The sequence below is a fragment of the Streptomyces sp. NPDC001231 genome (genome assembly GCF_042896885.1).
GTDB lineage: Bacteria > Actinomycetota > Actinomycetes > Streptomycetales > Streptomycetaceae > Streptomyces.
Map to the genome: position 1 here is coordinate 42,892 of NZ_JBIAXS010000034.1, position 21,938 is coordinate 64,829.

Annotated in this window: 16 protein-coding genes, 1 tRNA gene and 1 pseudogene; 7 read left to right on the forward strand and 11 right to left on the reverse strand. The window is 69.8% G+C overall.

Going from position 1 to position 21,938, the window contains the following annotated elements:
- Window positions 1-271: 271 nt before the first annotated feature.
- From ACFY3J_RS32375 to ACFY3J_RS32395, 5 genes are all read left to right on the forward strand, one after another.
- Complete coding sequence (locus ACFY3J_RS32375) at window positions 272-694, forward strand: ATP-binding protein (RefSeq protein ID WP_384183316.1); 423 nt, start codon at window positions 272-274, stop codon at window positions 692-694.
- Between the two features lie 650 nt (window positions 695-1,344).
- Complete coding sequence (locus ACFY3J_RS32380; protein WP_390842307.1) at window positions 1,345-1,770, forward strand: hypothetical protein; 426 nt, start codon at window positions 1,345-1,347, stop codon at window positions 1,768-1,770.
- Window positions 1,771-1,772: 2 nt separating this feature from the next.
- Window positions 1,773-2,054: a Sec-independent protein translocase subunit TatA gene (gene tatA, locus ACFY3J_RS32385; RefSeq protein WP_384183311.1), complete on the forward strand. Its 282-nt coding sequence runs from the start codon at window positions 1,773-1,775 to the stop codon at window positions 2,052-2,054.
- Between the two features lie 387 nt (window positions 2,055-2,441).
- A complete protein-coding gene (gene tatC / locus ACFY3J_RS32390) occupies window positions 2,442-3,380 on the forward strand; it encodes a twin-arginine translocase subunit TatC (protein WP_384183309.1) in 939 nt (312 codons plus the stop codon).
- Window positions 3,381-4,046: 666 nt separating this feature from the next.
- Window positions 4,047-6,134: a copper resistance protein CopC gene (locus ACFY3J_RS32395; protein ID WP_390842308.1), complete on the forward strand. Its 2,088-nt coding sequence runs from the start codon at window positions 4,047-4,049 to the stop codon at window positions 6,132-6,134.
- 25 nt (window positions 6,135-6,159) lie between these two features.
- Here ACFY3J_RS32395 and ACFY3J_RS32400 read toward each other — a convergent pair whose 3' ends face one another.
- The 5 genes from ACFY3J_RS32400 to ACFY3J_RS32420 all read right to left on the reverse strand — a co-directional run bounded on the left by ACFY3J_RS32400 (window position 6,160) and on the right by ACFY3J_RS32420 (window position 10,640).
- Window positions 6,160-6,303 carry a hypothetical protein gene (locus ACFY3J_RS32400; protein WP_390842309.1) on the reverse strand — a complete coding sequence of 48 codons (144 nt, stop codon included), beginning with the start codon at window positions 6,301-6,303 and terminating at the stop codon, window positions 6,160-6,162.
- Between the two features lie 452 nt (window positions 6,304-6,755).
- Window positions 6,756-6,829: transfer RNA gene (locus ACFY3J_RS32405), tRNA-Met, on the reverse strand.
- Window positions 6,830-7,562: 733 nt separating this feature from the next.
- A complete protein-coding gene (locus tag ACFY3J_RS32410) occupies window positions 7,563-7,769 on the reverse strand; it encodes a cold-shock protein (RefSeq protein WP_141367736.1) in 207 nt (68 codons plus the stop codon).
- A gap of 484 nt (window positions 7,770-8,253) precedes the next feature.
- On the reverse strand, window positions 8,254-9,165 hold the full coding sequence (locus ACFY3J_RS32415) for a hypothetical protein (RefSeq protein WP_384183300.1): 912 nt from the start codon (window positions 9,163-9,165) through the stop codon (window positions 8,254-8,256).
- A gap of 533 nt (window positions 9,166-9,698) precedes the next feature.
- Window positions 9,699-10,640 (reverse strand): YcxB family protein, encoded by a 942-nt coding sequence (locus tag ACFY3J_RS32420; RefSeq protein WP_390842310.1) that lies wholly within the window; start codon window positions 10,638-10,640, stop codon window positions 9,699-9,701.
- A gap of 68 nt (window positions 10,641-10,708) precedes the next feature.
- Between ACFY3J_RS32420 and ACFY3J_RS32425 the strand changes: the two are divergent.
- Window positions 10,709-10,996 (forward strand): annotated as a pseudogene (locus tag ACFY3J_RS32425) (glycosyltransferase); the annotation flags it as partial.
- A gap of 146 nt (window positions 10,997-11,142) precedes the next feature.
- Here the strand turns inward: ACFY3J_RS32425 and ACFY3J_RS32430 are convergent.
- From ACFY3J_RS32430 to ACFY3J_RS32455, 6 genes are read right to left on the reverse strand one after another with little or no spacing between them, the layout of a single operon-like run.
- Window positions 11,143-14,046, reverse strand: coding sequence for a glycoside hydrolase family 3 C-terminal domain-containing protein (locus tag ACFY3J_RS32430; RefSeq protein WP_390842311.1), 2,904 nt, complete (start codon window positions 14,044-14,046; stop codon window positions 11,143-11,145).
- A 40-nt stretch (window positions 14,047-14,086) separates the two neighbouring features.
- On the reverse strand, window positions 14,087-15,097 hold the full coding sequence (locus ACFY3J_RS32435; protein WP_390842312.1) for a LacI family DNA-binding transcriptional regulator: 1,011 nt from the start codon (window positions 15,095-15,097) through the stop codon (window positions 14,087-14,089).
- Window positions 15,098-15,129: 32 nt separating this feature from the next.
- Window positions 15,130-17,418 (reverse strand): alpha-xylosidase, encoded by a 2,289-nt coding sequence (gene yicI / locus ACFY3J_RS32440; protein WP_390842313.1) that lies wholly within the window; start codon window positions 17,416-17,418, stop codon window positions 15,130-15,132.
- Between the two features lie 11 nt (window positions 17,419-17,429).
- Entirely contained in the window at window positions 17,430-18,257 is an 828-nt protein-coding gene (locus ACFY3J_RS32445; RefSeq protein ID WP_390842314.1) for a carbohydrate ABC transporter permease, read from the reverse strand.
- On the reverse strand, window positions 18,254-19,222 hold the full coding sequence (locus ACFY3J_RS32450) for a carbohydrate ABC transporter permease (protein ID WP_390842315.1): 969 nt from the start codon (window positions 19,220-19,222) through the stop codon (window positions 18,254-18,256). Before ACFY3J_RS32450 ends, ACFY3J_RS32445 begins: the two co-directional genes overlap by 4 nt.
- The gene (locus ACFY3J_RS32455) at window positions 19,219-20,511 is read right to left on the reverse strand and encodes an ABC transporter substrate-binding protein (protein WP_390842316.1); all 1,293 of its coding nucleotides are present in this window, start codon (window positions 20,509-20,511) and stop codon (window positions 19,219-19,221) included. The genes ACFY3J_RS32450 and ACFY3J_RS32455 overlap by 4 nt, the downstream gene beginning before the upstream one ends.
- Window positions 20,512-21,515: 1,004 nt before the next feature.
- On the opposite strand from ACFY3J_RS32455, the gene ACFY3J_RS32460 reads away from it, so the two are divergent.
- Window positions 21,516-21,932: a hypothetical protein gene (locus ACFY3J_RS32460; protein ID WP_390842317.1), complete on the forward strand. Its 417-nt coding sequence runs from the start codon at window positions 21,516-21,518 to the stop codon at window positions 21,930-21,932.
- Window positions 21,933-21,938: the final 6 nt, after the last annotated feature.

Here is a 21,938-nt window from a genome sequence, read left to right on the forward strand (position 1 = left end):
ACCACGGGCGAAGGAACGAGCCGCTGGGCCCACCCGAGTACGGCATCGAGCTCTGACAGAGGCGAGTGAGCCGGCCAGGCCGCCGGCATGGACGTGACCCGCAAGAAATCGAGCAAAAGCGGCGAATGGCTCGAACCGTTCGGCATGTGTCGCCCGTGGAACCAGATGAGCGCGCCGATGCAGGATCCAGCCTACCGGCACCCGGAAGTTGCTGGTGGTCCTCCCCCTTCCGGTCTCCGCACATCCACAGAAGAGCCAGAAGACCATGTTTGTGACCGACACCCTCAGCCCGAGTTCACTGCTCGGCCAGCCCTGTCGCCACGAGGCGCTGCTCACCCTGCCCGCGCAGGAGGCGCACGTCTCCGCCGCCCGTCACTTCGCGGCTGATCTGCTGGAGGCCTGGAGCGTGCCCGCAAGCGAACGGGACTCAGCCGTTCTCATCGTCGACGAACTCGCCGCCAACGCCGCCCAGTACGGCCGCGAGCGCATGACCCTGAGGCTCGTCCTCGACGACGGCACGCTGCACATTGTGGTCACTGACTCCGGCATGGAAGTGGAGCGCCATCGCCCCGACATCGCCTCCGACGAACACGGCCGCGGCACCGGCATCGTCCAGTACCTCGCCCAGTCGACCGAGGTCCACCAGACACGTAGCGGCCGCGAAGTCCGTGCCTGCCTGAGGTGCTCGCCATGACCGGGCCGGGCGTTCCGCACGACCTGCGGCCCCTTGCCGGGGCCGGCACCGCAGCACAGCGAGGGATCACTGGGGGGCGGCTGCGGCGCCGGGTCACCCGACGACCCCGCCAAGTGGGCCTTCGCGACCCACAAGCCGTGCCCCATCGACAGCTGCCCGGGCCCAGCCCGGGTACCCATGCGGTCCTCGGGACACCGAACAATTCGTCCCGCACGACTGCCGCCATCCCGACCTGGTGGCCGGTCCGCACCACCCCGACGCGATCAAGCTCGCCCCCAGCCGCCGCCTCTACGTCCGCCAGGAGTGCGCCGCCTGGACGGCTGCCGGGCGCCCCGGAATCTGAATCGACCCCGACCCGACAAGGAGAAGGACACATGACCCGCAAGGACATCGACACCCGGCACGCCCCCGCAGCAGCCGGCCAACTCCACTCGCCTCGCCTCCCACGCCCGACAGCCATGCGTGAACATCGCGCCGGCCGACGACAGGAACGGTCACACCGGGGAAGGCCGATGAACGCACCGCGGCCGAACGCGAGGACCCATCGGCTGTTCCAGGTGCCCGAATGTGGTTGCTCCCAGGGGCAGCGGCTGGGCGTCCATCCGGCCCAAACGCCCCCGCACACTCCGCGGGCCGGGCAGCCGGCGCAGGTGGCCATGCAGGTCACAGGCGGCGAACTACGCCTCGCCGTATGCCTGATGCCGTTCGGGCCCCTCGCGGTTGCGGCGGCGACGGGCGACGAATTCACTTGTGAGGCCTGGCTGGACGACGCCGTGGGAATCTCCCGATGGCGCGGGCGGCGGACACCGGTGAAACCGTCGTGCCAAGTGCGCCGGGAAACCTCCTCCCAGGCGCCCGCGCACGAGACCGCGGGCGCGGGCACGGACGCCGACCTGCCCAGCCACCTCCTGCGGATCTCCTTCTGCGACGACGAGTGCCGGCCACCGGTGCATGCTTGGGGCGGCGAGACACGATGCGCCGCGGGTACTCCCGCTCCCACCGCTGCCGCGCAGGAACAAGCGGCACCGATCGCCGAGGCGGATATGAGGGCCGACGCGTTCGAAGGGGTGGTGTGACGATGTTCCGCAATGCGCTGGAGCCCTGGCACCTGCTGATCCTGGTCGCGGTGGTGGTTTTGATCTTCGGCTCGAAGAAACTACCCGACACGGCCCGGGCGCTGGGCAAGTCCATGCGGATCCTCAAGAGCGAGACCAAGGCCATGAAGGACGACGGCGTCTCCAACGAGCCACGCCCCGAGCCTGAGCCTGCACCGGGACCGCGGACGATCTCGGGCACTCCCGGAGACACCGCCACCGCCCGCACCGCGCCCACGGACAGCACGACCAGCCACAGAGACTGAGCCCGGTCCTGCGCGCCCCTGGCTCATCCCCGCACGAGACGCTGCCCGAAGCCACCCCGGCCGGCTCACCTCATGCGCTGTCGGGCCGCCCGCGTCGTTGTCTGCGGTATCGGTCGGCGTCCTGGCCGGAGCAGAGCTGCTTTCCGGTCCGAGCGCGGCGCGCGACAGTGGATGGTCCGAGGACCTCCGTGAGCCGCCCACCCTCGGGCTGGGCAGGGCAGATCAGCCCGCGGTAAGTGGTGCCGACCTGGACCAACTGCCTCCTGGACGCGCTACCGGGCGCAATCGGCGCCGTGGCGAGCTCGCGCCCCACCGGGTGACGGAGACGATCAAGTACTGACGCAGGGCCGGTGGTCTCCGGTCTGCCGCACGAGATGAGGAAGCGGCGTGCCCCAGTCGGCCCGCAACAAGGAGAAGGATCCCGAGGGGCGGATGCCGCTCGGGGAGCACCTTCGTGAGCTCCGCAACCGGCTCGCCAGGGCCGTCCTTGCCATCCTGGCCGTCACGATCGCCGCGGCCTTCAACTACAAAGGCATCATTGACTTCTTCACCAGGCCGGTGCTGGACTCGGTCGGCTGCCCGACGTCCTTCGCCGATCTGGCCAAGCAGACCGCGGACACCACCTGCGCGCGGATCACGATCAACGGTCTGCTCGCGCCCTTCACCCTGGCGCTGAAGGTGTCCCTGATGGCCGGTGTCGTGCTGGCCTCGCCGGTATGGCTGTACCAGCTGTGGGCGTTCGTTGCCCCCGGCCTGCACAAGCACGAGCGGAAATACGCCTACGCGTTCGTCGGCGCGGGCGTCCCGCTGTTCTTCGGCGGCGCCCTCTTCGCCTACAGGGTGCTGCCCACGACCGCGAAGGTGTTGATCCACTTCACCCCGCGCGGGGTGGACAACCTGTTGCCGCTGGACGATCTGCTCGACCTCGTCACCCGCATGGTGGTCGTCTTTGGTCTCTCCTTCGAGATGCCGCTGCTGCTGGTGATGCTGAACCTCACCGGAGTGCTGTCCGGTCGGCGGATGCTCGGCCGGTGGCGCGGCATGATCGTGGGGATCTCGGTCTTTTCTGCTGTGGCCACGCCGAGCACGGACCCGCTGACCATGCTGGCGCTGGCCGCGCCGATCTGGATGCTCTATTTCGCCGCCGTTGTCTCTTCCCTTCTCCATGACCGGCGCAAGGCGCGAAGAGAGGCAGAAGGACTCGGCGACGACGAGACCTCCGACCTCGACCTCACGCCGCAGGACATCGGCGAAGTGGAATCGGTGTCCGCCAGCCAGGCCCTGCCCGCGCAGCCGGACGCCGACGACGACCGCGCCGACGGGTAGGACGACGTGACCTGGGGGACCTTCAGCAGGGCACGGAGCGCGGAAGCCCCGCCGACGCCCAACACCAGCTCCAGGCCGCCCGATCCCCGCCGCGCCGAGGACTGCGACGACGGTGAAGTGTGCTGAGCGTCAGGAGCCGGCCAGGGCGCTGATCAGGTTGCGCGCCGCCGCCTTCGTCGGCCGCTTCGCGGGAGAGATGGCACGAGCCACGGTCGTCGGGTCCTTTCCCATCGAGTGTTGAACGCGGACATCCTGCCAACGGCCTGTCCACTCCGGGGGTTTGCTCCGGCTTCGGGAAGCCCGCACAGATGAACGGCCACCGGCTGATCTTCGAGGTGTCGAAGCTCGAAGGAGATCAGCACGATGACCGCACCCAACAGTCTGCCTCTGCACGCCCTGGCTGAGGGCAATCTCGCCTCGGCGAGCCCCGATCTGCTGCGCGCGATGGTCAAGTGCTGTCGTCGCGGAAGCGTTGCAGGCCGTGTCTGGACGGCGCCGGTTGCCGGGCCGCCCCGCAGTTGGCCGCCGGGATGAACCGCCGGCGTCATCGTGTCCGTGTCGGTCGTAGGAACGATTGCGGAGTTGGCATTGATGCACGTAGTGGACCTAAATGTCAGGCCGCGCCGCGTCCCCTGTGCGTTGGGGCGCCGCGTGTGGGTGGCCGTCGTGGCTGCGTTGTTGATGGTGCTGGCGTCGGCGGTGCCGGCCTTCGCGCACGCGAGCTTGGTATCGGCGAGCCCGGCTCCGGGGACGGGGCTGCCGCAGGCGCCGGCGGCGGTGGTGCTGCGCTTCGACGAGCCGTTGAATCTGCGGTTGAGCCGGGTGGACGTCGTGGACGCCCATGCCCGCGAGGCGGGAATCGGCGCGACGCGGCCGGTGACCGGCGACGGGCTGGCGATGCAGCGTCGACTGGGCTCGCTCGCCACGGGCGTGTACACGGTGCGGTGGACCAGCGTGGCGCTGGACGACGGGCACGTGCTGCACGGCAGCTACCAGTTCGGGGTCGGCACCACCCAGCCCGGCATGGGTTCGGTGTCGGCTGGGCCGTCCGCCAGCGAGGGCTGGGTCGGGCTGGCCGGCCGGTGGGTCGGGCTGCTGGGGCTGCTGGCCTGGACCGGTACCGCGCTGCTGGCGCCGCGAGCGCAGCACGCCGGTGTGCCCGCCCGCCGGGTCGCGGCAGTGGCGAGGGCCGGGCCGGCGGTGGCGCTGGCGGGGCTGCTCGTCGCAGCCGTGGCGGCCGCCGAGGTCGCGACCGGACGGGTTGGCGCGGTGGGCGGCCTGCTGACCGCGGGCGCGTCCAGCAGGTGGCGACTGGCCGGGCTGGTGCTGGCCGCCGTCGGCGTCCTCGTCGGCATCGCGTGGCAGGCCCGGCGCACCCCGGCCCCGCGGTGGCTGGCGGCAGGCGTGGGTGCGGGTGCGCTGTTCACCGAGGCGGCCGGCGGGCATGCGGGCGCGGCGCCGCATCCGATGCCGGCCACGCTTGCGCTGTTCGTGCACCTGCTGGCGGCGGCGGTCTGGGTGGCCGCGATCGCGCTCGGCGTGCTGGCCGGCCGACGAGCGGTCGCGGTGCTGGTCGGGCTGACCCCGGCCGCGGTCGCGGCGGCGGTGGTGGTGGCTGCGACGGGGGTGGGGAACGCGGCCCAGCAGCTGTCTGGCTGGGCTCAGCTCACCGGCACCGGCTACGGGCGTGCGGTGCTCGGAAAGGCTGCCGCGCTGGCCGTGATGGCCGCCGCCGGGCTGATCCACTACTGGCTGCGCAGCCGCCGCGTGCCGAGGCTGCGGGGAGTACGGCTCGCGGTTTCGGGCGAACTGGTCGCGGCGGTCACCGCGGTGGCGGTGGCCGCCGCGCTGGTCGGCTACCCCGCCCCGCCCCGGGCCGCCACCGTGGCGGCCGAGGAGGCTGCCGGGAGGCCGCCGCTGGCGGCACTGGCGAGCGAACCGGCAGCGGCCGTCGCTGCCGGTTCGGGTCCGTTCGTCCTCGGCTGGTCCCTCAGTCCACCGCACCTGGGCCGGGTCCGGGTGCGGCTGACCGTGGTCGGGGCCCAGCCCGGCGATGGGCTGCGGGACGCCGCGTTCTCCGCACGCCGAGCTGATGGTGCGTCGCCCGTGCGCGCAGCGTTGCGCCCGTGTGGATTCGGTTGCTTCACCGGCACCGCTGCCCTGGCTGACACCGGCCGATGGGCGACGACGGTCAGTGTGCGCAGCAACCGCGGCCTCGCCACCGCGACCCGGTCCGTGCCGCTGCCCGCGCCGGATGGTCGGGCCGTCTTCAACCGCATGCTTGCCGCTATGGGGCGGCTGCACAGCCTGGAGATGGAGGAGACGCTGCGCGGGTCGTCAACCGACCCTGCGGTGGTGACCCACTACCGGTTCGCCGCCCCTGATGCGATGGCGTACAGCATCGCCGGCGGCGGCAGCGCGGTGCTGGTCGGCCCGGACAGCTACCGCCGCGACGGGCCGACCAGCCGCTGGCAGCACGACCGCGGCGGCTTCTCGTTCGGCTGGCCGGCGGCCTTCTACCACAGCGAGTTCCAGCCCGCTGCCGCCATCCGCGTCCTGCGCGCCGACACGAACGTCGTCGAGCTGGCCTTCGCCCGGCCGGACATCACCGCCTGGTTCACCCTCGACCTCGACCCGCATACCCTGGTGCTGCGGGCGATGCACATGCGCGCCGAGGGACACCTGATGGACGACACGGTGACCGGGGTCAACGTCCCGGTCACCGTGCGCCCGCCGTCCTCGGGCAGCCGCTGAGTCACGGGTGGGCCTTTCCGATCAGCTACACGGCCGGCACCACCACGGACGTGAACTGGTCCTCTCCCATCCAGCACCCCCGGCTCAACGGCAGCACCTGGCTGCCGCGGCGCTCGGGCGACTGGGTGACCGTCAACGTCCCCGGCTGGGCGACGCCGGTCCGAACCACGCCGGCTTCGCCTGTTCTGACTCAACCTTTGTGAAGCGGCCACTCCGCCACACTGCGCTGGCCATGTGAACCGGATCAAGATGCTCAAGCGCCAGATGTTCGGCCACGCGGGCTTCAGACTGTTACGCAAGGCTCGTCGCCGATGCCGGGCCCCATGAGAGTGACCAGGACGGGCCGCCGTCCGTCGATGCCCCCCGTGTCGGAGATGCCGGGGTTCCCCGCATGAATGTGCAGGTCGTACTCGCCGCCCCGCTTGTCCTGAAGCCGTGCCGAGGTACCTGCGCGAAGACGAGCGCATCCATACGCCCCCTGGAACCCGCTGTGAGTGCCAGGGCTTCCTGCTGCCCGCTGACCCGGTCCGTGGATCACGGAAGCCGCATTGCGGGCGGCAGACCGGGGACGGAAACACCGAGGGCCGGAATCCTGATCGGATTCCGGCCCTCGGCCTTCAGTAGCGGGGACAGGATTTGAACCTGCGACCTCTGGGTTATGAGCCCAGCGAGCTACCGAGCTGCTCCACCCCGCGTCGGTGAACAGAACACTACTTGACCGACAGGGAAAGAAGCGAATCGATTGCGCGGGGCGTGACGCCGACAGCTCCTCCCACAAGACGTCTCTGAGCCGTGCCGCCCACTCGGCGACCTCCCCCGGCCCCAGCGCCATCGCGCGGTCGGCCCACTGCCAGCCCTGCAGACCACCGTCCAGACACTTACGGGGCACCTTGACGTTCGGTGTCGATCACGTCGAAGGACGCCCACTCCGTGACGGAGAGTTTGTGGAGCACTGGCCCGAAGACCTTCTCATCGTCCATGGAGGCGGCCATCTCTACCGGCAGCGTGTCCCGGACGCCTTCGGCGAATTCCCAGTGCGGGGGCCATCTCCTGCCATATCCGCGGTGCCGCCGTGAGGTACAACCGGCGCGCAGCCGGGATGATCGTCTGGTCGTGTGATCAGGAGCGCTATCACCTCACCCTGACTGCTGGTGGCCGGGTGGTGCAGCAGGGCTCGTGGGCCGGCGAGGCGGTCGCGCGTCGGAAGTTCTCCGGCTTGGTCGTCGCGTACGGCCATCTGCACGGCGTCATCATCACACTGGTCGACGAGCGGACGGAGCAGATGCCGGCCGGTCGGCCGTGGTGCCCTCGGCTGCCCCGCGGCGCTGGCACGTCTGGGGCGGCCGGACCCTGGTCGTCGCGCAGTCTCGCCGCACAGGAGAGGCGGGTTGCCTGTTCCGGCAACCCGCCTTGCATCATCGTGAGCAGTCAGCCCCGGACAATGTTTTGTGCCTGCGGGCCCTTCTGCCCCTGGCCGATGTCAAAGGTGACGTGCTCGCCCTCGGTCAGCTCACGGTAGCCGCCTCCGCCCTGGATTTCGGAGTAGTGGGCGAAGACGTCCGGGCCTCCGTCGTCCTGGGCGATGAAGCCATAACCCTTTTCGGAGTTGAACCACTTCACGGTGCCGCTGGCCATACTGCTATTCCTTCGTTCATGCCCGGGAACAGCCCTTGATCATGGGCATGCTCCGGCTCCCGTAACAAAAGAGCCACCAGCCGTTCTACCCCGTGCTGCCTGATCTACCCGGCCGGGACACACGCGCACGAGCGGCTCAAGCGTCGGGAGTATGCCAGGGCAGGTCAAAGCGCACATGGTGCTGACCGTCGTGGGCCGGCTCACTTGAGAGCCGGATGATGGCGCAAGCCTGGGTTATGGCGCAGGGATGGCGCGCGGGCCGCGGGCGGCCTGCGCGCCGATGGCGTTCAGCGGGTCCGATGCGCCTCCCCTTCGACCTGGCTGCGGGGGCGTCGGCCGGCTGACCGGGCACTTCGGTCGTCCCCTGCCCTGGTAGGGGACGATCCGGGACGGGCCGTCGGCAGATGGGGATCTCCCCGTGCTGTTGATGCACGGTGCTGCGGCGAGGGCTGGACGGCTTCGGCGCGGGACCCCTTTAGCCGGCTCAGGGCCGGGCTGGGCTCAGATGCTCGATGGTGTTCAGGACCCCGGGGCGGCCCGCGTGTGCACGTTCGTAGCCCTCGATCACCGACAGCTCCGTCTGGGACAGGTCGCGCAGGCGTTGCTGGATCTCCGTGACGCCGAGCTGGCTGAGGCCGGGGATGGGTAGGGCCTCCTCGCGGGTCATCGCGCCCTGCACCTTCTCGGCCACACGGGTGACGGCGGGCATCTCCCACCAGGCTTCCTCGGCCGTGCCCCTCGCGCGTCTGATGATCCTTTGGAGTAGTGCCCGCAGCCCGGCCATGGCCGCCTGCATCTTGCGCTTGATGGCCTGCGGCAGGAAGCCCCCCTCGGCGGCTTCCTCCCACGGCGGACGGGGACCTTCCGCCACAGCCCTGGTCCGGCGGGCGAGGTTCTCCTCGCTGGTCTCCAGCAGCACCTCGCTCTGCCGGCTGAGCATGGCGAACAGCTCGGCGGTCTCCTGGTCGTAGAGCCGTTCGGCGATGTCCTTGCCCGCCTGGCAGGTCGCCAGGGCCCGTGCTGCGGCCGTGTACTGGTCCTCGGCGGCCCTCAGCAGCCGGCGCTCATCGGCCGGCCTCCTACCGCGCACGATCTCCGTCACGGCCGACACCCCCACCTCCAGTGGAAGTACGCTCGCCCGCACGGCGCCGCGGGTCACCATTCCCATCAGCTGCCCGGAGGCCGACAGCAGCCCACGAGGCGGGCGCATTTCGCGCACCCGGGCCTCGATCCGCCCGAGGTGGTACTCCGCCTCGATCGCTTGGCTTTCGAGTCGCTGCCGGTCGGCGCCCGGCGGGGTGATGGCCGCATCCGTCCGGAATCGGCCGATGACCGCGGTGTGGGCGTCACGGGCGTCCTCCAGTGCTGATATCAGCACATCCGTCTTCGCTGACATGTGGTGCTCCTGAGCTTGGGGCGGCATGGCTGCCGCGCACGACGATGAGCGCCCGCCGTCCCTCGCTTCGGCCGGGCAACCGGAACCCATCCTGCGGAAGGTTGCCGAAGATCGCCTGGCGAGCCGGTCACCCGTGGCTCGTGACCGCCGCGATCCGCCATGTGCACCGCACCTTCAACTTCTCGGCCGACACGGCCGTACAGCGCGCTGTCTTCGGTGGTCCTTCAGCAGGTCGCTTCGGGATCCGGATGCGGCGTACCGGGACTTCGTCGACGGACTGAAGGGCAAGCGGCCCGCGATGGGGGGCGCCCCGCCGCGGAGCAGATTCAGCCGGGGGGCGACTCGCGGTCGCGCTCGCGGATCTGCTCGAGGGTAAGTCTGCGCCAGTGGTCGGCGAGACCACGGGTCTCGGACGAGGTGAGCGTAAGTGCGGCGACGGTGTCGGCTGCAAGCCTCTGTAGGCTCCAGTCCGGGTCTTGGCCGCTCGGCCCGGGATGGTCGGTGGTGCACATCCGGAGCATCACCCGGCCCGTTCAGAAGTCCAGGCAGGCGTAATCGCCGGCGGGGCCGCGGGCGATCTGGGCCGCGTCCCAGCAGTGGAGCATCGGCCCAACGCGGTATACGACGGCGCTGCCGGCCAGCAGGGCGCCGGCGGCGAGCACTGCGGACACGATCCGCATGACCCTCATCCGCCGGACGAGCCGCCACCCTCCGACGACGGCCGGCACACCCAGGAGCAGCAGGACGACCGAGACAGGGGCGTTGTTGTTCTGGATGCCAGGGAAGCGATCCGGGTGCGCGGCCTTCTGGACGGCGGCGAACGCGAACAGGAACAGCAGCAGACCGAGGAGCAGCAGGCCGATGGAGCCGGCTCCGCGGCCGGCGGCCCGGCTCCGGTTCCGCGGGCCGCCGATTGTCTCGGTGACATCCGCGTGTACGAGATTGCGGTCGAGGATCGCCCGCAGCCGTTCCACGTTCTCCGGGTGTGCCACGCCGCGCTTGGGGAGGGCGACGACGCCGACAGCGGTCCTGTCCGCGCTGAGCAGCACGAACAGCCCCGAGGTCTCGACATAGCGCGGGTAGAGGTGCCAGTCGAGGGTGGCGGAGCTGTGCGCGGTAGTGAGGCGAATTCCGGCGTCGTCCACGGCGGCACGCACGTCTCCCTGCCGCTCGCTGAGCCGGTGGACCTGGCGAGCCTGCAGCCACGGCACCGCGGTCATGACGGCGACGAAGACTCCCAGCGCCGAATACAGCCGCCACGGTGTGTCGTGGCGTCCGGCGTCGGCCGTCGACAGCAGGGCGCCGACAACCATGACCGCCAGTATGTAGACCAGCACCCGGCGCCGGAAGCGGCCCGCACTGCTGTTCCTCACCCGTGCCCGCAGTGCGGCTGCGATGTCGGCGACGGTCGGCCGGTAGGTCAGCTCCACCGCTCCCGCCGCAGCCGCGTCCGCGCTCTCCTGGCCCTCGGCCATGTCGCCTCCCCGGTTAGGTGATCAACAGGATCGTAGAGTCAGGCGAGGGAGTCGCTTCTTATGGCTACCAAGCCGGCAGTGCCGGGCTCGCGGCCGACGGCGACGACGTCTTCACCGTAGGGGACCTACCGCACGCCCTACTGCCCCTGGCCGCGGTGGTCCACCACGCAGGGGCCGGCACGTCGGCCGCGGCGTTGCGCGCCGGAGTGCCCGCGTTCACGGTGCCGGTGACCGCCGACCAGCCGTTCTGGGCGGGTCGACTTGCTGACCTCGGCGCCGCCACCGCCCGGATCCCCTTCCGGCCCCTGACTGCTGAACGGCTCGCCGACTCAATCGACCGAGTCGTGAAGCAGCAGACAGGTGAACCTGGACAGGCCGAAGAGCCCACGGTGCGGTCGCGGACCGGAACCAGGACGCAGTCCAGGATCCGCGGCCGCTCGCCGAGTCGAGCGGCCGCCGCCGCGGACGACGACCCCTCCCGCAGTCCTCGCCAGGTGCGGACTCAGCGCAGGCTGAACGCCGACAGACGCAGACCCTTGCTCAGCACCAGGTAGACGTCCGTACGGCCCTTCGATTCCGCCGTCAGCGGGGCCGTCACCGTCCCGTACGCGTACGGGGACGACGTGCCGTCGAAGCGCGCCGTACCGACGAGCCTGCCGTTGGGGGAGCCGAGGCGCACCTCCAGGGTGCCGGAGGTCCCTGCCAGTTGGGCGGTCAACCGCGAAGGCCCGGAGCCGAGTTGTGTGTCAGCGAAACTCAGCCATGCCCCGTCGGCCGTCGCGGCCACCGCCGTTCCCCTCGCCTTCGACTCGTCCACCAAGCTGATCGCGCGGTAGTCGTCGAAGTTCTCGGCCCGTGTCGCCCTCCCGAGGTCCCGGGGCGGGATCGTCTCACCCTGGACCTTCAGCGACGTACGCGCCCGGATGTCCGCCGACGACGTGCCGGCCATCACGTCGTACGTCCCCGTCTCCACCACCCACTTCGAGCGCGTGACGTCCCAGTGCGCGAGATCCGACGTCGCCAGCTTCAGCCGTACCGTCTTCGTCTCGCCCGGCTTCAGGGACATTCGCGCGTACGCCTTCAGCTGCTTCAGCGGCTGCTTGTCGCGGGACGTCCGCTGGTGGACGTACAGCTGGGCCACCTCGTCGCCGGCCCGCGGGCCCGTGTTCGTCACCGCCACCTCGTAGCCGTCCGAGACCCTCTTCAGACCGCCGTAGCGGAACGTCGTGTACGACAGGCCGTAGCCGAAGGGGTACAGCGGCTGACCCTTGAAGTACTGGTAGGTGCGGTCGGACTTGATGATGTCGTAGTCGAGGATGGAGGGGAGGTCGGACGCGGAGCGGTACCAGGTCTGGGTGAGGCGGCCCGCCGGATTCGCGTCGCCGTACAGGAGGTCGGCGAGGGCGTTGCCCGTCTCCTGGCCCGCGTGCGTTGTCCACAGTAGAGCCGGGACCTCCTTCTGCAGGTCCCCGAGGGTGGTGGGGTAGCTGTTCTCGACGACCACCACGGCCCGGGGGTTGGCCCGGTGGACTGCCTTGACCAAGGCTTCCTGGGAGGGAGCCAGGCCCATGTCCGTGCGGTCGTGTGCCTCGCGACCGTTGATCGCGGGCATCGAGCCGACCACGACCACGGCCGTGTCCTTGCCCTTGACCGCGGCGACCGCCTCGTCGACGCCGCTGCGGACCACGTCCTTCGTGTAGTGCGCGGCCCGGTCCTTCGCCACGAGGCCGAGCGTGCCGTCCGCGCCGGTCGGGCCGAGGTAGACCGGGCTCGACCACCAGGACTCGCCGGTCTCGTATCCCGCGTACCGCAGCAGGTACGTCCCGTCGGCCTGCCGCTCCAGCTCGAACTGCTGCTGCACGAACCAGCCGTTGGGCTGTATCTGGTCGTTGACGAAATCCGACCAGTTGTAGCCGACGTACCTGCCGTTGGCCGCCGAGCGCAGGGTGACGATGCCCGAACCCCAGTCGAAGACGTCGAACTGCGTACGCGCACCGGCGTCCGTGGTCTCCTTCAGGGCCGCGCCAGCCTCGCCCGCCCCCGCCGTCACGTACCGCCCGGTCGCCGTGTCCTTCAGCGTGATCCGGTCCACGCCCTCGCTGCTTGCCACCGGAGTGCCGAGCTTGGCCTCGACGCCGTCCTTCGGCGTGACCGCGTAGGGGAGGGTGCCGGAGTACCAGTCGGTGTAGAGGGTGTCGGCGAGCGGGCCGACCACGGCGGCACTGGAGGATCTCTTCAGCGGCAGCGCGCCGTCGTTCTTCAGGAGCACCGCCGCCTCGGTCGCCGCCGTGCGCGCCAGTTTCCGGTGCGCGGGGCTGTCGATGACGGACGCGCCGATCGATCCGTACCTGCCGCCGCCCGGGTCGAACTCGCCGAGCCGGACTCGGATGCTCAGGATGTGACGGACGGCGGTGTCGATGTCCGAGGACTTCAACAGCCCAGTGGACAGTGCTGACTTGATCGCCGTCGTGGTCGGGCCGGGATCGGTGTCGTTGTCGGTGAAGCTGTCGATGCCGGCTTTCAGCGCTGCCGCGTCCGCCTCCGCCTGGGTGCCGTAGTACTTCTGGCTGCCCGTCAGGTTCCCGGGCGCGAAGGCGTCCGTCACGTTCAGCAGATCCCGGGTGGTCCAGGCGCGCACGGTGTCGTTCAGGGCCGGATCCACCGTGTCGGGGCGGCCGTTGACGAGGTTGTAGGAGGACATCACCCCGGTTGCCGCGTCCGCCTCGATCGCGGGCTTGAAGGCCTGCTCGTCGTACTCCTTCAGCACGCGCGGGCGCAGTTCGGAGGACGTGGTGTCACGCTGGTACTCGTTGTTGTTGGCGAGGAAGTGCTTGAGCGTGGGAGCCGTCTTGAGGTGGTCCGGGTCGCCGCCGGTCAGACCGCTGCCGTACGCGGTGGAGATCGAGCCGGTGAGGTGGGGGTCCTCGGAGTAGCCCTCCTCGTTGCGGCCCCAGCGCGGGTCGCGCAGCAGGTTCACCACGGGCGCCCACAGGTTGAGGCCCCAGCCGGCGGGGTGTTCCTGCTGGAAGCCACGCGCCTCGTCGCCGACCGCCGAGCCGACCTGCCGGATCAGCTCCGGGTCCCAGGTGGAGGCGAGCCCGATCGCCTGCGGGAACACGGTCGTCTCGCCGAGCCAGGCCACGCCGTGCAGGGCCTCGGTGCCGGTGCGGAACCCCTGGATGCCGAGGCGGGGGATCGCGGGCTCGTACTGGTGGAGGAGGGAGATCTTCTCGTCGGGCGTCAGTCGGGAGAGCAGGTCGTCGACGCGCCGGTCGACGGGCAGACGCGGGTTCCGGAAGGGGTACCCGGGGTCGTCGGCGTGCGCGGGAACGGTGGCGCAGAGGCCCGCGATCAGGGCGAGCGCCACGGCGAGGGTGGTTCTGCGTCTTCCTCTCGTGCCTTTCATGTCACGGCTCCTTCGGCCAGTGCCTTGCGGGTGAGGAACTTCAGGGGACGTCGCGCGGCACCGTGCTCGCGCGTTCCGTCAGCCGGGGCGGCAGGAGCGCCGCCTCGGGTACGGCCGTGCCGTCCAGCTTCTTCATCAGCAACTCCACGGCCCGCGCCCCCAGCTCGGCGGACGGCAGGGCGACCGAGGTGACGGGGACGCGGAGGGATTCGGCGAGCTCGTCGGGGCAGATCGCGGTGACGGACAGGTCACCGGGGACGCGTAGTCCGAGCTGCTCGAAGGCGTCGATCAGCGGCTCCAGGACCGCCTCGTTGTGCACGACCACCCCGGTCAGCGCGGGCTGCTCGCGCAGCAGCTGCTCGGCGATGTGGCGGGCGGCGGCGGGCGTGGCCTCGCACGGGTGGACGGAGGAGGAGAGCCCGTTGCGGTCGGCGGCGGCCGTGAACCCCTGAACAACCCGCTGGGCGAACGCCGTCTCCCGCACGTACACCTCGGGCGGCGACCCGACCAGTGCGACGACCCGGTGCCCCAGCCCCGCCAGCCGCTCCACGCACAGCTCGCCCGCCGCCCTGAAGTCGAGGTCGACGCAGGTGAGCCCCCCGGGCTCCAGGGGGAACCCGATCATCACGGAGGGCCGGTCGAGCGACCGCAGCAACGGCAGCCGCGGGTCGCGGAGTTGTAGGTCCATGACGATCAGCGCGTCCACGAGAGCCGTGTCCGCGACCCTGCGCAGTCCCTCGTCGCCCTCCTCCTGGGTGAGCAGCAGCACGTCGTGGTCGTGCCTGCGCGCGGTGGTCACCACCGACACCGCGAACTGCATGACCACCGGGACGTGGATACCGGAGCGCAGCGGGACCACCAGCGCCAGGACGTTCGACCTGCTGCTGGCCAGAGCGCGGGCGCCGGCGTGCGGGCGGTAGCCCAACTCGCGGATGGACGCCTCGATGCGCTGCCGGGTCTCCTGGGAGATGGGGCGCTTGCCGCTGAGGGCGTACGAGACGGTGCTCGGGGAGACCCCCGCGTGCCGTGCCACGTCCGTGATCTTCACCATGGTCAGTCCAGCTCCAGTGGGGGGAGGAACCATCAGGCCGACTTCAGCTCCAGCGACAGGAATCCGGTGCCCGCGGGTGCCCGCGCGATCCGCTCCCCGCAGGCCAGCGCCCAGGGTGCGGACGGGTCGCTGCTGGAGGCCCGCAGCGTGTCGCCCTCCCGGACGACGGTGAAGGTCACGTCCCCCACGGGCACGCTCACCTGGGCCCCGCGCTCCAGCCCGTAGGCGCGCAGGGTGACCCCGTCGGCGTACGGATAGTCGGGGCGGGCGTCCACCGCGCCAACCGGGATCACCGTACCCGGCCTGACCAGCAGCGGAACGCTGGAGAATCCGTGCCGCTCGCGCACCCAGCGCGGGCCGGTCACCGTGTGCCCGCTGAGGAAGTGGGTCCAGGTGCCCTCGGGCACGTAGTACGAGACGTCCCCCTCGTCGTTGAAGACCGGAGCGACGAGCAGATCGGGCCCGAGCATGTACTGCCTCTCCAGATGGGCGCACCCGGGGTCGTCCGGGAACTCCAGCACCATCGCCCGCATCATCGGCACCCCCTCCGCGCGGGCGGTGCGGGCGGCCTCGTACAGGTACGGCATGAGGCGCATCTTCAGCCGGGTGAACAGCCTGAGGACGTCCACGGCCTCCTCGTCGAACAGCCAGGGCACGCGGTACGAGGAGGAGCCGTGCAGCCGGCTGTGCGAGGACAGCAGCCCGAAGGCGATCCACCGTTTGAACAGGGCCGGGGTCGGGGTGCCCTCGAAGCCGCCGATGTCGTGGCTCCAGAACCCGAATCCGGACAGACCGAGGCTGAGCCCGCCGCGCAGCGACTCGGCCATCGACTCGTAGGTGGCCTCGCAGTCGCCGCCCCAGTGCACGGGGAAGCGCTGGCTTCCGGCGGTCGCCGAGCGCGCGAAGACGACGGCCTCGTCCTCGCCCCGGTGCTTGCGCAGCACCTCGAAGACGGTGCGGTTGTACAGGTACGTGTAGTAGTTGTGCATCCGTTCGGGGTCCGAGCCGTCCGCGTAGGCCACGTCGACCGGGATCCGCTCACCGAAGTCCGTCTTGAAGCAGTCGACGCCCTGTGCGAGCAGCGCCTCCAGCTTGGACGCGTACCAGTCGCGGGCGGCCGGGCTGGTGAAGTCGACGAGCGCCATGCCCGGCTGCCACAGGTCCCACTGCCACACGCTGCCGTCGCGCTTCCTGAGCAGATGACCCAGGGCCTTTCCCTCGGCGAAGAGGGGCGAGCGCTGCGCGATGTACGGGTTGATCCAGACGCAGATGTGCAGGCCCTTGGCCTTCAGCCGGGCCAGCATGCCCTCCGGGTCGGGGAACACCCGCGGATCCCACCGGAAGTCGCACCAGTTGAACTCGCGCATCCAGAAACAGTCGAAGTGGAAGACGGACAGCGGCAGTTCGCGTTCCCTCATGCCGTCGATGAAGGAGGTGACGGTGGCCTCGTCGTACGAGGTGGTGAAGGAGGTGGACAGCCACAGGCCGAAGGACCAGGCGGGCGGGAGCGCCGGGCGGCCGGTGAGGGCCGTGTACGTGCGCAGGATGTCCTTCGGGGTGGGCCCGTGGATGACGTAGTACGTCAACTGCTGGCTCTCCACGCTGAACTGGACCCGGGACACCGCCTCCGAGCCGACTTCGAAGGACACCTTGCCCGGATGGTCGACGAAGACGCCGTATCCCGCGTTCGTCAGGTAGAACGGGGCGTTCTTGTAAGCCTGTTCGGTCGCCGTGCCGCCGTCGGCGTTCCACATGTCGACGACCTGGCCGTTCTTGACGAGCGGTCCGAAGCGTTCGCCGAGCCCGTACACCGAGGTGCCGATCCCCAGACCCAGCTGCTCGCGCAGGTAGTGGGCGCCGCCGGCGTCGCGCATGATGCCCATGCCCTTGGGGCCGCTGCTGGTGAGGACACGGCCGTGGGCGAGGAAGTCGACGTGCCAGGGGCCGGTGCGGGCGACGCGCACCGACAGGGTCCCGGAGGTGAGGGTGGCGTACTCGTCGTCGTACTCCACCTGCGCCGTACCGCCTTCCGGGGCACGTCCCCCGGGCCCCGGGAGGTCGTCCCGCCGTACCTCGAACCGCGGCCCCCGGGGCTGCTCGCCCTGGAAGTGGGTGATGGTGAGGCCGATGACGTTCGGCATCGGCGCGTGTGCGCTGATCGTCACGACCGGTCCCTTCAGCAGGTCGCCGCGGTGGCGGATGGGCTGGGTCGGCGCGTGGATCTCCAGGGCTCCCGGGGAAGCGGTCACGTCCAGGACCTCGACCGGGTGGGCCGCGGTCACGCCTTCGCGCAGCAGCCAGTAGCCGTCGGTGAACTTCAAGCGTGTACTCCCTACTTGACGGCACCCACGGCGATGCCGCGGGTGAGAGTCCGCTGGAAGGCGAGGAAGAAGACGAGGGCGGGCAGGACACCCAGCAGGGCTGCCGCGTTGGTCATCGTGGCGTCCATCAGGCGCTGACCCTGGAGGACGCCGAGCGCCACCGACACCGTCTGGTTGTCGTTGGAGATCAGCATGACCAGGGGGAGCAGGAACTCGTTCCACGTCCAGATGAAGAAGAAGACGAGCAGCACGCCGATGGTGGGGCGGCTGACGGGGACCACGATCCGCCACAGCACCTGCCACTTGTTCGCCCCGTCGATCCGGGCGGCCTCGATGATCTCGCGCGGGAACCGCCCGAGGACGGAGGAGAGCAGATAGGTGCCGAAGGCGGCCTGGATCACGGTGAAGACGATGATCACGCTCAGCCGGGTGTCGTAGAGGCCGGCCTGCTGGCTCAGGTAGTACAGCGGGTAGACCAGCGCCTCCTGCGGCAGCATGTTGGCGAGGACGAAGAAGGCCAGCACCCAGGTGCGGCCCTTGATGCGGCCGATGCCGATCGCGTACGCGTTGAGGATCGACAGGGCCGCGGCCAGGACCGCCACACAGCCGCTGATCAGGACCGAGTTGGCGAGCTTCTGGCCGTAGTCGACGCGCTGCCAGAAGTCCTTGAGCCCGTCCAGGTACAGGCCCCTCGGCAGGCTCAGCGGTCCGTGCTGGGAGTACTCGGCCGGTGACTTGACCGCGTTGACGGCGACGATGACGAATGGCAGCACCATGAACAGGGCCGCGATGCAGAGGGCCACGAGAACGGGGTAGCGACGCAGGGCGTTCGTCGTCATGCGCGGACCCCTTCCTCGGTGTCCTCGGCGCGGGTCTGGAGTTTCAGGCCGATCAGCGAGAGCAGCATGATGATCACGGTCAGCACGGTGGAGATCGCGGCACCGTAACCGACCTGGGTCTTCTCGAAGAACGTGGTGAAGGAGAAGTACGACGGGACGTCGGTCGCGCCGCCCGGGCCGCCCTTGGTGAGCACGTACACCGCGCCGAAGACCTTGAGTGCGGCGATGCTGCACCAGGTGAGCACGACGGAGATCTCGGGTCGGATCTGCGGCAGCGTGATGTGCCAGAAGCGGCGCCACCAGCCGGCGCCGTCCAGTTCGGCCGCCTCGTACAACTGCGGGTCGACGCGCTGGAGCCCCGCCATGAAGACGACGAGCGGGAAGCCGATCTGCACCCACACCATCACCCCCATGACGCTGTACAGGGCGATGTCCGGGTCACCGAGCCAGTCCTGCTGCCAGGAGCCGAGGCCGACCGCCTGCAACAACGCGTTCAGGGTGCCGTTGTCAGGCGCGAGGATCCAGCTCCAGACAATGCCGGCGACCGCGATGGGAAGCACCTGGGGGAGGTAGAAGCAGGCGCGCAGGACGGTGGCCGTCCTGCTGCCGAAGTGCTTGCCGACGTAGTCGAACAGCGCTGCGGCGAGGACCAGCCCGACCATCGTCGGCAGGACGGCCATGGCGACGACCATGAACAGGCTGTGCCGGAACGACGCCCAGAACTCCGAGTCCTCCATCAGCTCGCGGTAGTTGGCGAGACCGGACCACCGGGGGCTGCCGACCCCCTGCCATTCCGTGAAGCTCACGCCGGTGTTCATCAGGAAAGGGACGACGATGACGGCGAGGAAGGCGAGGACACCGGGGACGAGGAAGAGGGCGTACGACTGGTGCGGGCGGGAGCGGCGCGGGCCGGCGTGCTGGTGCGGGCCGACGGCCCGCGGCTCCCGGTCGACGGTGACCGTCACGGCTTCGGCACACCCTTGTCGTACGCCTTCTGCAGCGCGTCGAGACAGGCGTCCGGTGTAGCGCTGCCCGTGATCAGCTTCTGGGTCTCGGAGACGAGGACGTCGTAGAAGCCGGGGACGGGCCAGTCGGGGTAGAAGGCCAGGCCGTCGCGGCCGGAGAGGGTGTTGAAGTCGGCGATGAGGGTCTTGGCCCGCGGGTCGGTGATGGCGGACGGGTCTGCCGCTACGGGCACGCCGCCCTTGTTGCCCAGCAGGTTCTGGATCTTCTTCGACATGGTGATGTCGATGAAGTCGTACGCGAGGTCCTTGTTCTTGGCGCCCTGGGGGACGACCCAGAGATTGCCGCCGGAGCCGAGGGTGAGGCCGGAACCGGGCCACAGGACGCTGCCCCAGTCGAACTTGTTCTCCGTCGTGAAGCGGCCGTACCACCAACTGCCGCTGAACAGGATCGGGTTCTTGCCCTGGATGAAGGCGACGCCCGCGTCCTCGGCCTTGGTGCCGCTGGACGTCTTGCTGATGTAGCCCTTCTTCACCCAGTCGGCGAAGGTGGTCGCGCCGTATGTCCAGGCGGCGTCGTGGAAGTCGGTCTTGCCCCGGTAGAGCTCGTAGGAGTCGACCCAGGAGCGGTCGGCCTTCGACAGTGCCAATTGGTACAGGTACTGCTGGGCCATGTACTCGGCGCCGGCGTTGGCGAGCGGGGTGACGCCCTTGGCGACGAACTTGTCCATGGCGGCGGTGAGGTCGTCGAACGTCTTCGGCTCGGCGACTCTGTACTTCTTGAAGAGGTCCTTGTTGTAGAAGGCCATGGTGTATTCGGCGTAGTTGGGTATCCCGTACCACTTGCCGGAACCCATGACACCGTTGGTGTCGTACTGGCTGGTGGTCTTCACTCCCGCGCTGAGTTCCTTGTCCCAGCCGCGCTTGGTGACCTCCGGGGTCAGATCGGTGAGGAGACCCTGCTTGGAGAGCAGGCCCGCGGTCGCGTTGCCCTTGTTGTACTCCATGATGTCGGGCGCGTCGGAGGAGTTGAGGACCATGGGCGCGGTCTTCTGGATCTGTTCGAAGCCCTTCTCCTCGAACTTCACCTTCACGCCCGGGTGTTTCGCCTCGAACTCCTTGATGGCCTCGTTCCAGGCGGCGCCCATCGCGCTGTCCGGGCCCTCGTAGTGCCACAGCCGGAGCGTCTTGCCGTCCGAGGAACCGCCGTCCGAGCCACCGCAGGAGGCCAGGAGCAGGGATCCGGTGAGGACCGCCGCCGTCGCCACCACACGCCTTCGTGCCGTCAACATCCAGTGCCTCCAAGGGAGTCGGATGGGGATCAGGGGGCGTCACGCAGCGTTTGTCGAATCGTTTCGATGCGTGACGTCGAAGCGCTTCGACGGTGGAAGGTAGGGGGAGGTGGTGGGCGCGTCAATGGGGTGGGCGTGAATCGGCGGGGATTCGTACCGCCGGGGATGGGTGTCGGGGGAGCGGCGAGCAGTCCGGCCAAGTGTCGCGGGCGGACGAATGGCCAGGTGAAAACGGGCAGTGGGGGGAAGTTCGGGGCGGAGGGCGGCCGGGTTGCGGCCGCTGAGCCGATCGCGACGCTGTCCGGCGACGGTGCGTGGAGGTCGACCATTGGAGCGGTTCGACGGGGCCCGCGTCCCGGCTGACGCGCGGCGCGTTCGCGGCGCCGGCCGATGATCCCGTGACGGACCGTGACCCAGGGCTCCCCGGGGCAGGGACTCCGGTCCCTGCCGGCTCATGGCGCCGCCAGGCGCGGCCGGTGACGCCCTGCTTTGATCGCAGCACACACGGGCCCGGAAGCCGGCAGCGGCCTGAGCGAACTTGACCAGATGGCACGCGCCTGCGGTACTCAGCCCACTGAACTGGCCCGTGCTCTGGGGCGGTTGGCCACGACAGGACTCGTCCTGTCGTGGCCGGCCCAGTCTCGGGAGACCTGTCGTACCGGCCCCCTTCGAGGGGGCGGGATGGCATTCAGCTTTGCGCGCCTGCCATACGCGGGTGACGCTACTCGCGCACCTGCCTCGGCGTTCCGGGTGCTTGCCGGGTTGCTCCCCCTGAAGTGGAACGAGGGGAGCCGGTGTCCCGGCTTGCGGCCCGAAAACCGGCTCCCAACAGCGGCTGTCGCAGAAATATTCCGACGCAACGACCTTTTGCCGCGTGGTGGACCTCACCGCCGGGATAGTTCACTGTTCAACAAACTCGGGCTACTGTCTCAAGCGTCTGGGGGGCAGGTAAACGCCGGCGAAGCCGCCCATTCACACCACGGGGTGAGCAAGGAGAAGGAATCATGGCAAACAGGACTGTGCGTCGGACTGTGGTCGCGATCGCTTCTACCGTCATCGCGGCAGCCGGGCTTCTGGCTACAGGCGGTTCCGCCTCGGCGGCGACGTACCCGAGCGGCAGCCACTCGAGCGCCGTATCCGCCGTCCGAACCGCCGACGACCACCACGGGGACCGGCACAGCGCGTTCAACGGCCGAGGCAGTGACGATCGTGGCCACTGGGACCGGGATCAGGGTGGACGTCGCTACTTGGTCCGGGATCACGACGGTGGTCACTACTGGATCCGCTACGACGACCGCGGCGGCTACCGAGTGCGTATCGACGAAGGTCGCCGTCTGTGGGTCCTCGACCAGCTCCGCTGGGCTGGCGACGACGGATACACCTTTTGGGGCCTGGAATACCACGGTCGTTCGCACCGCTGAGGACCG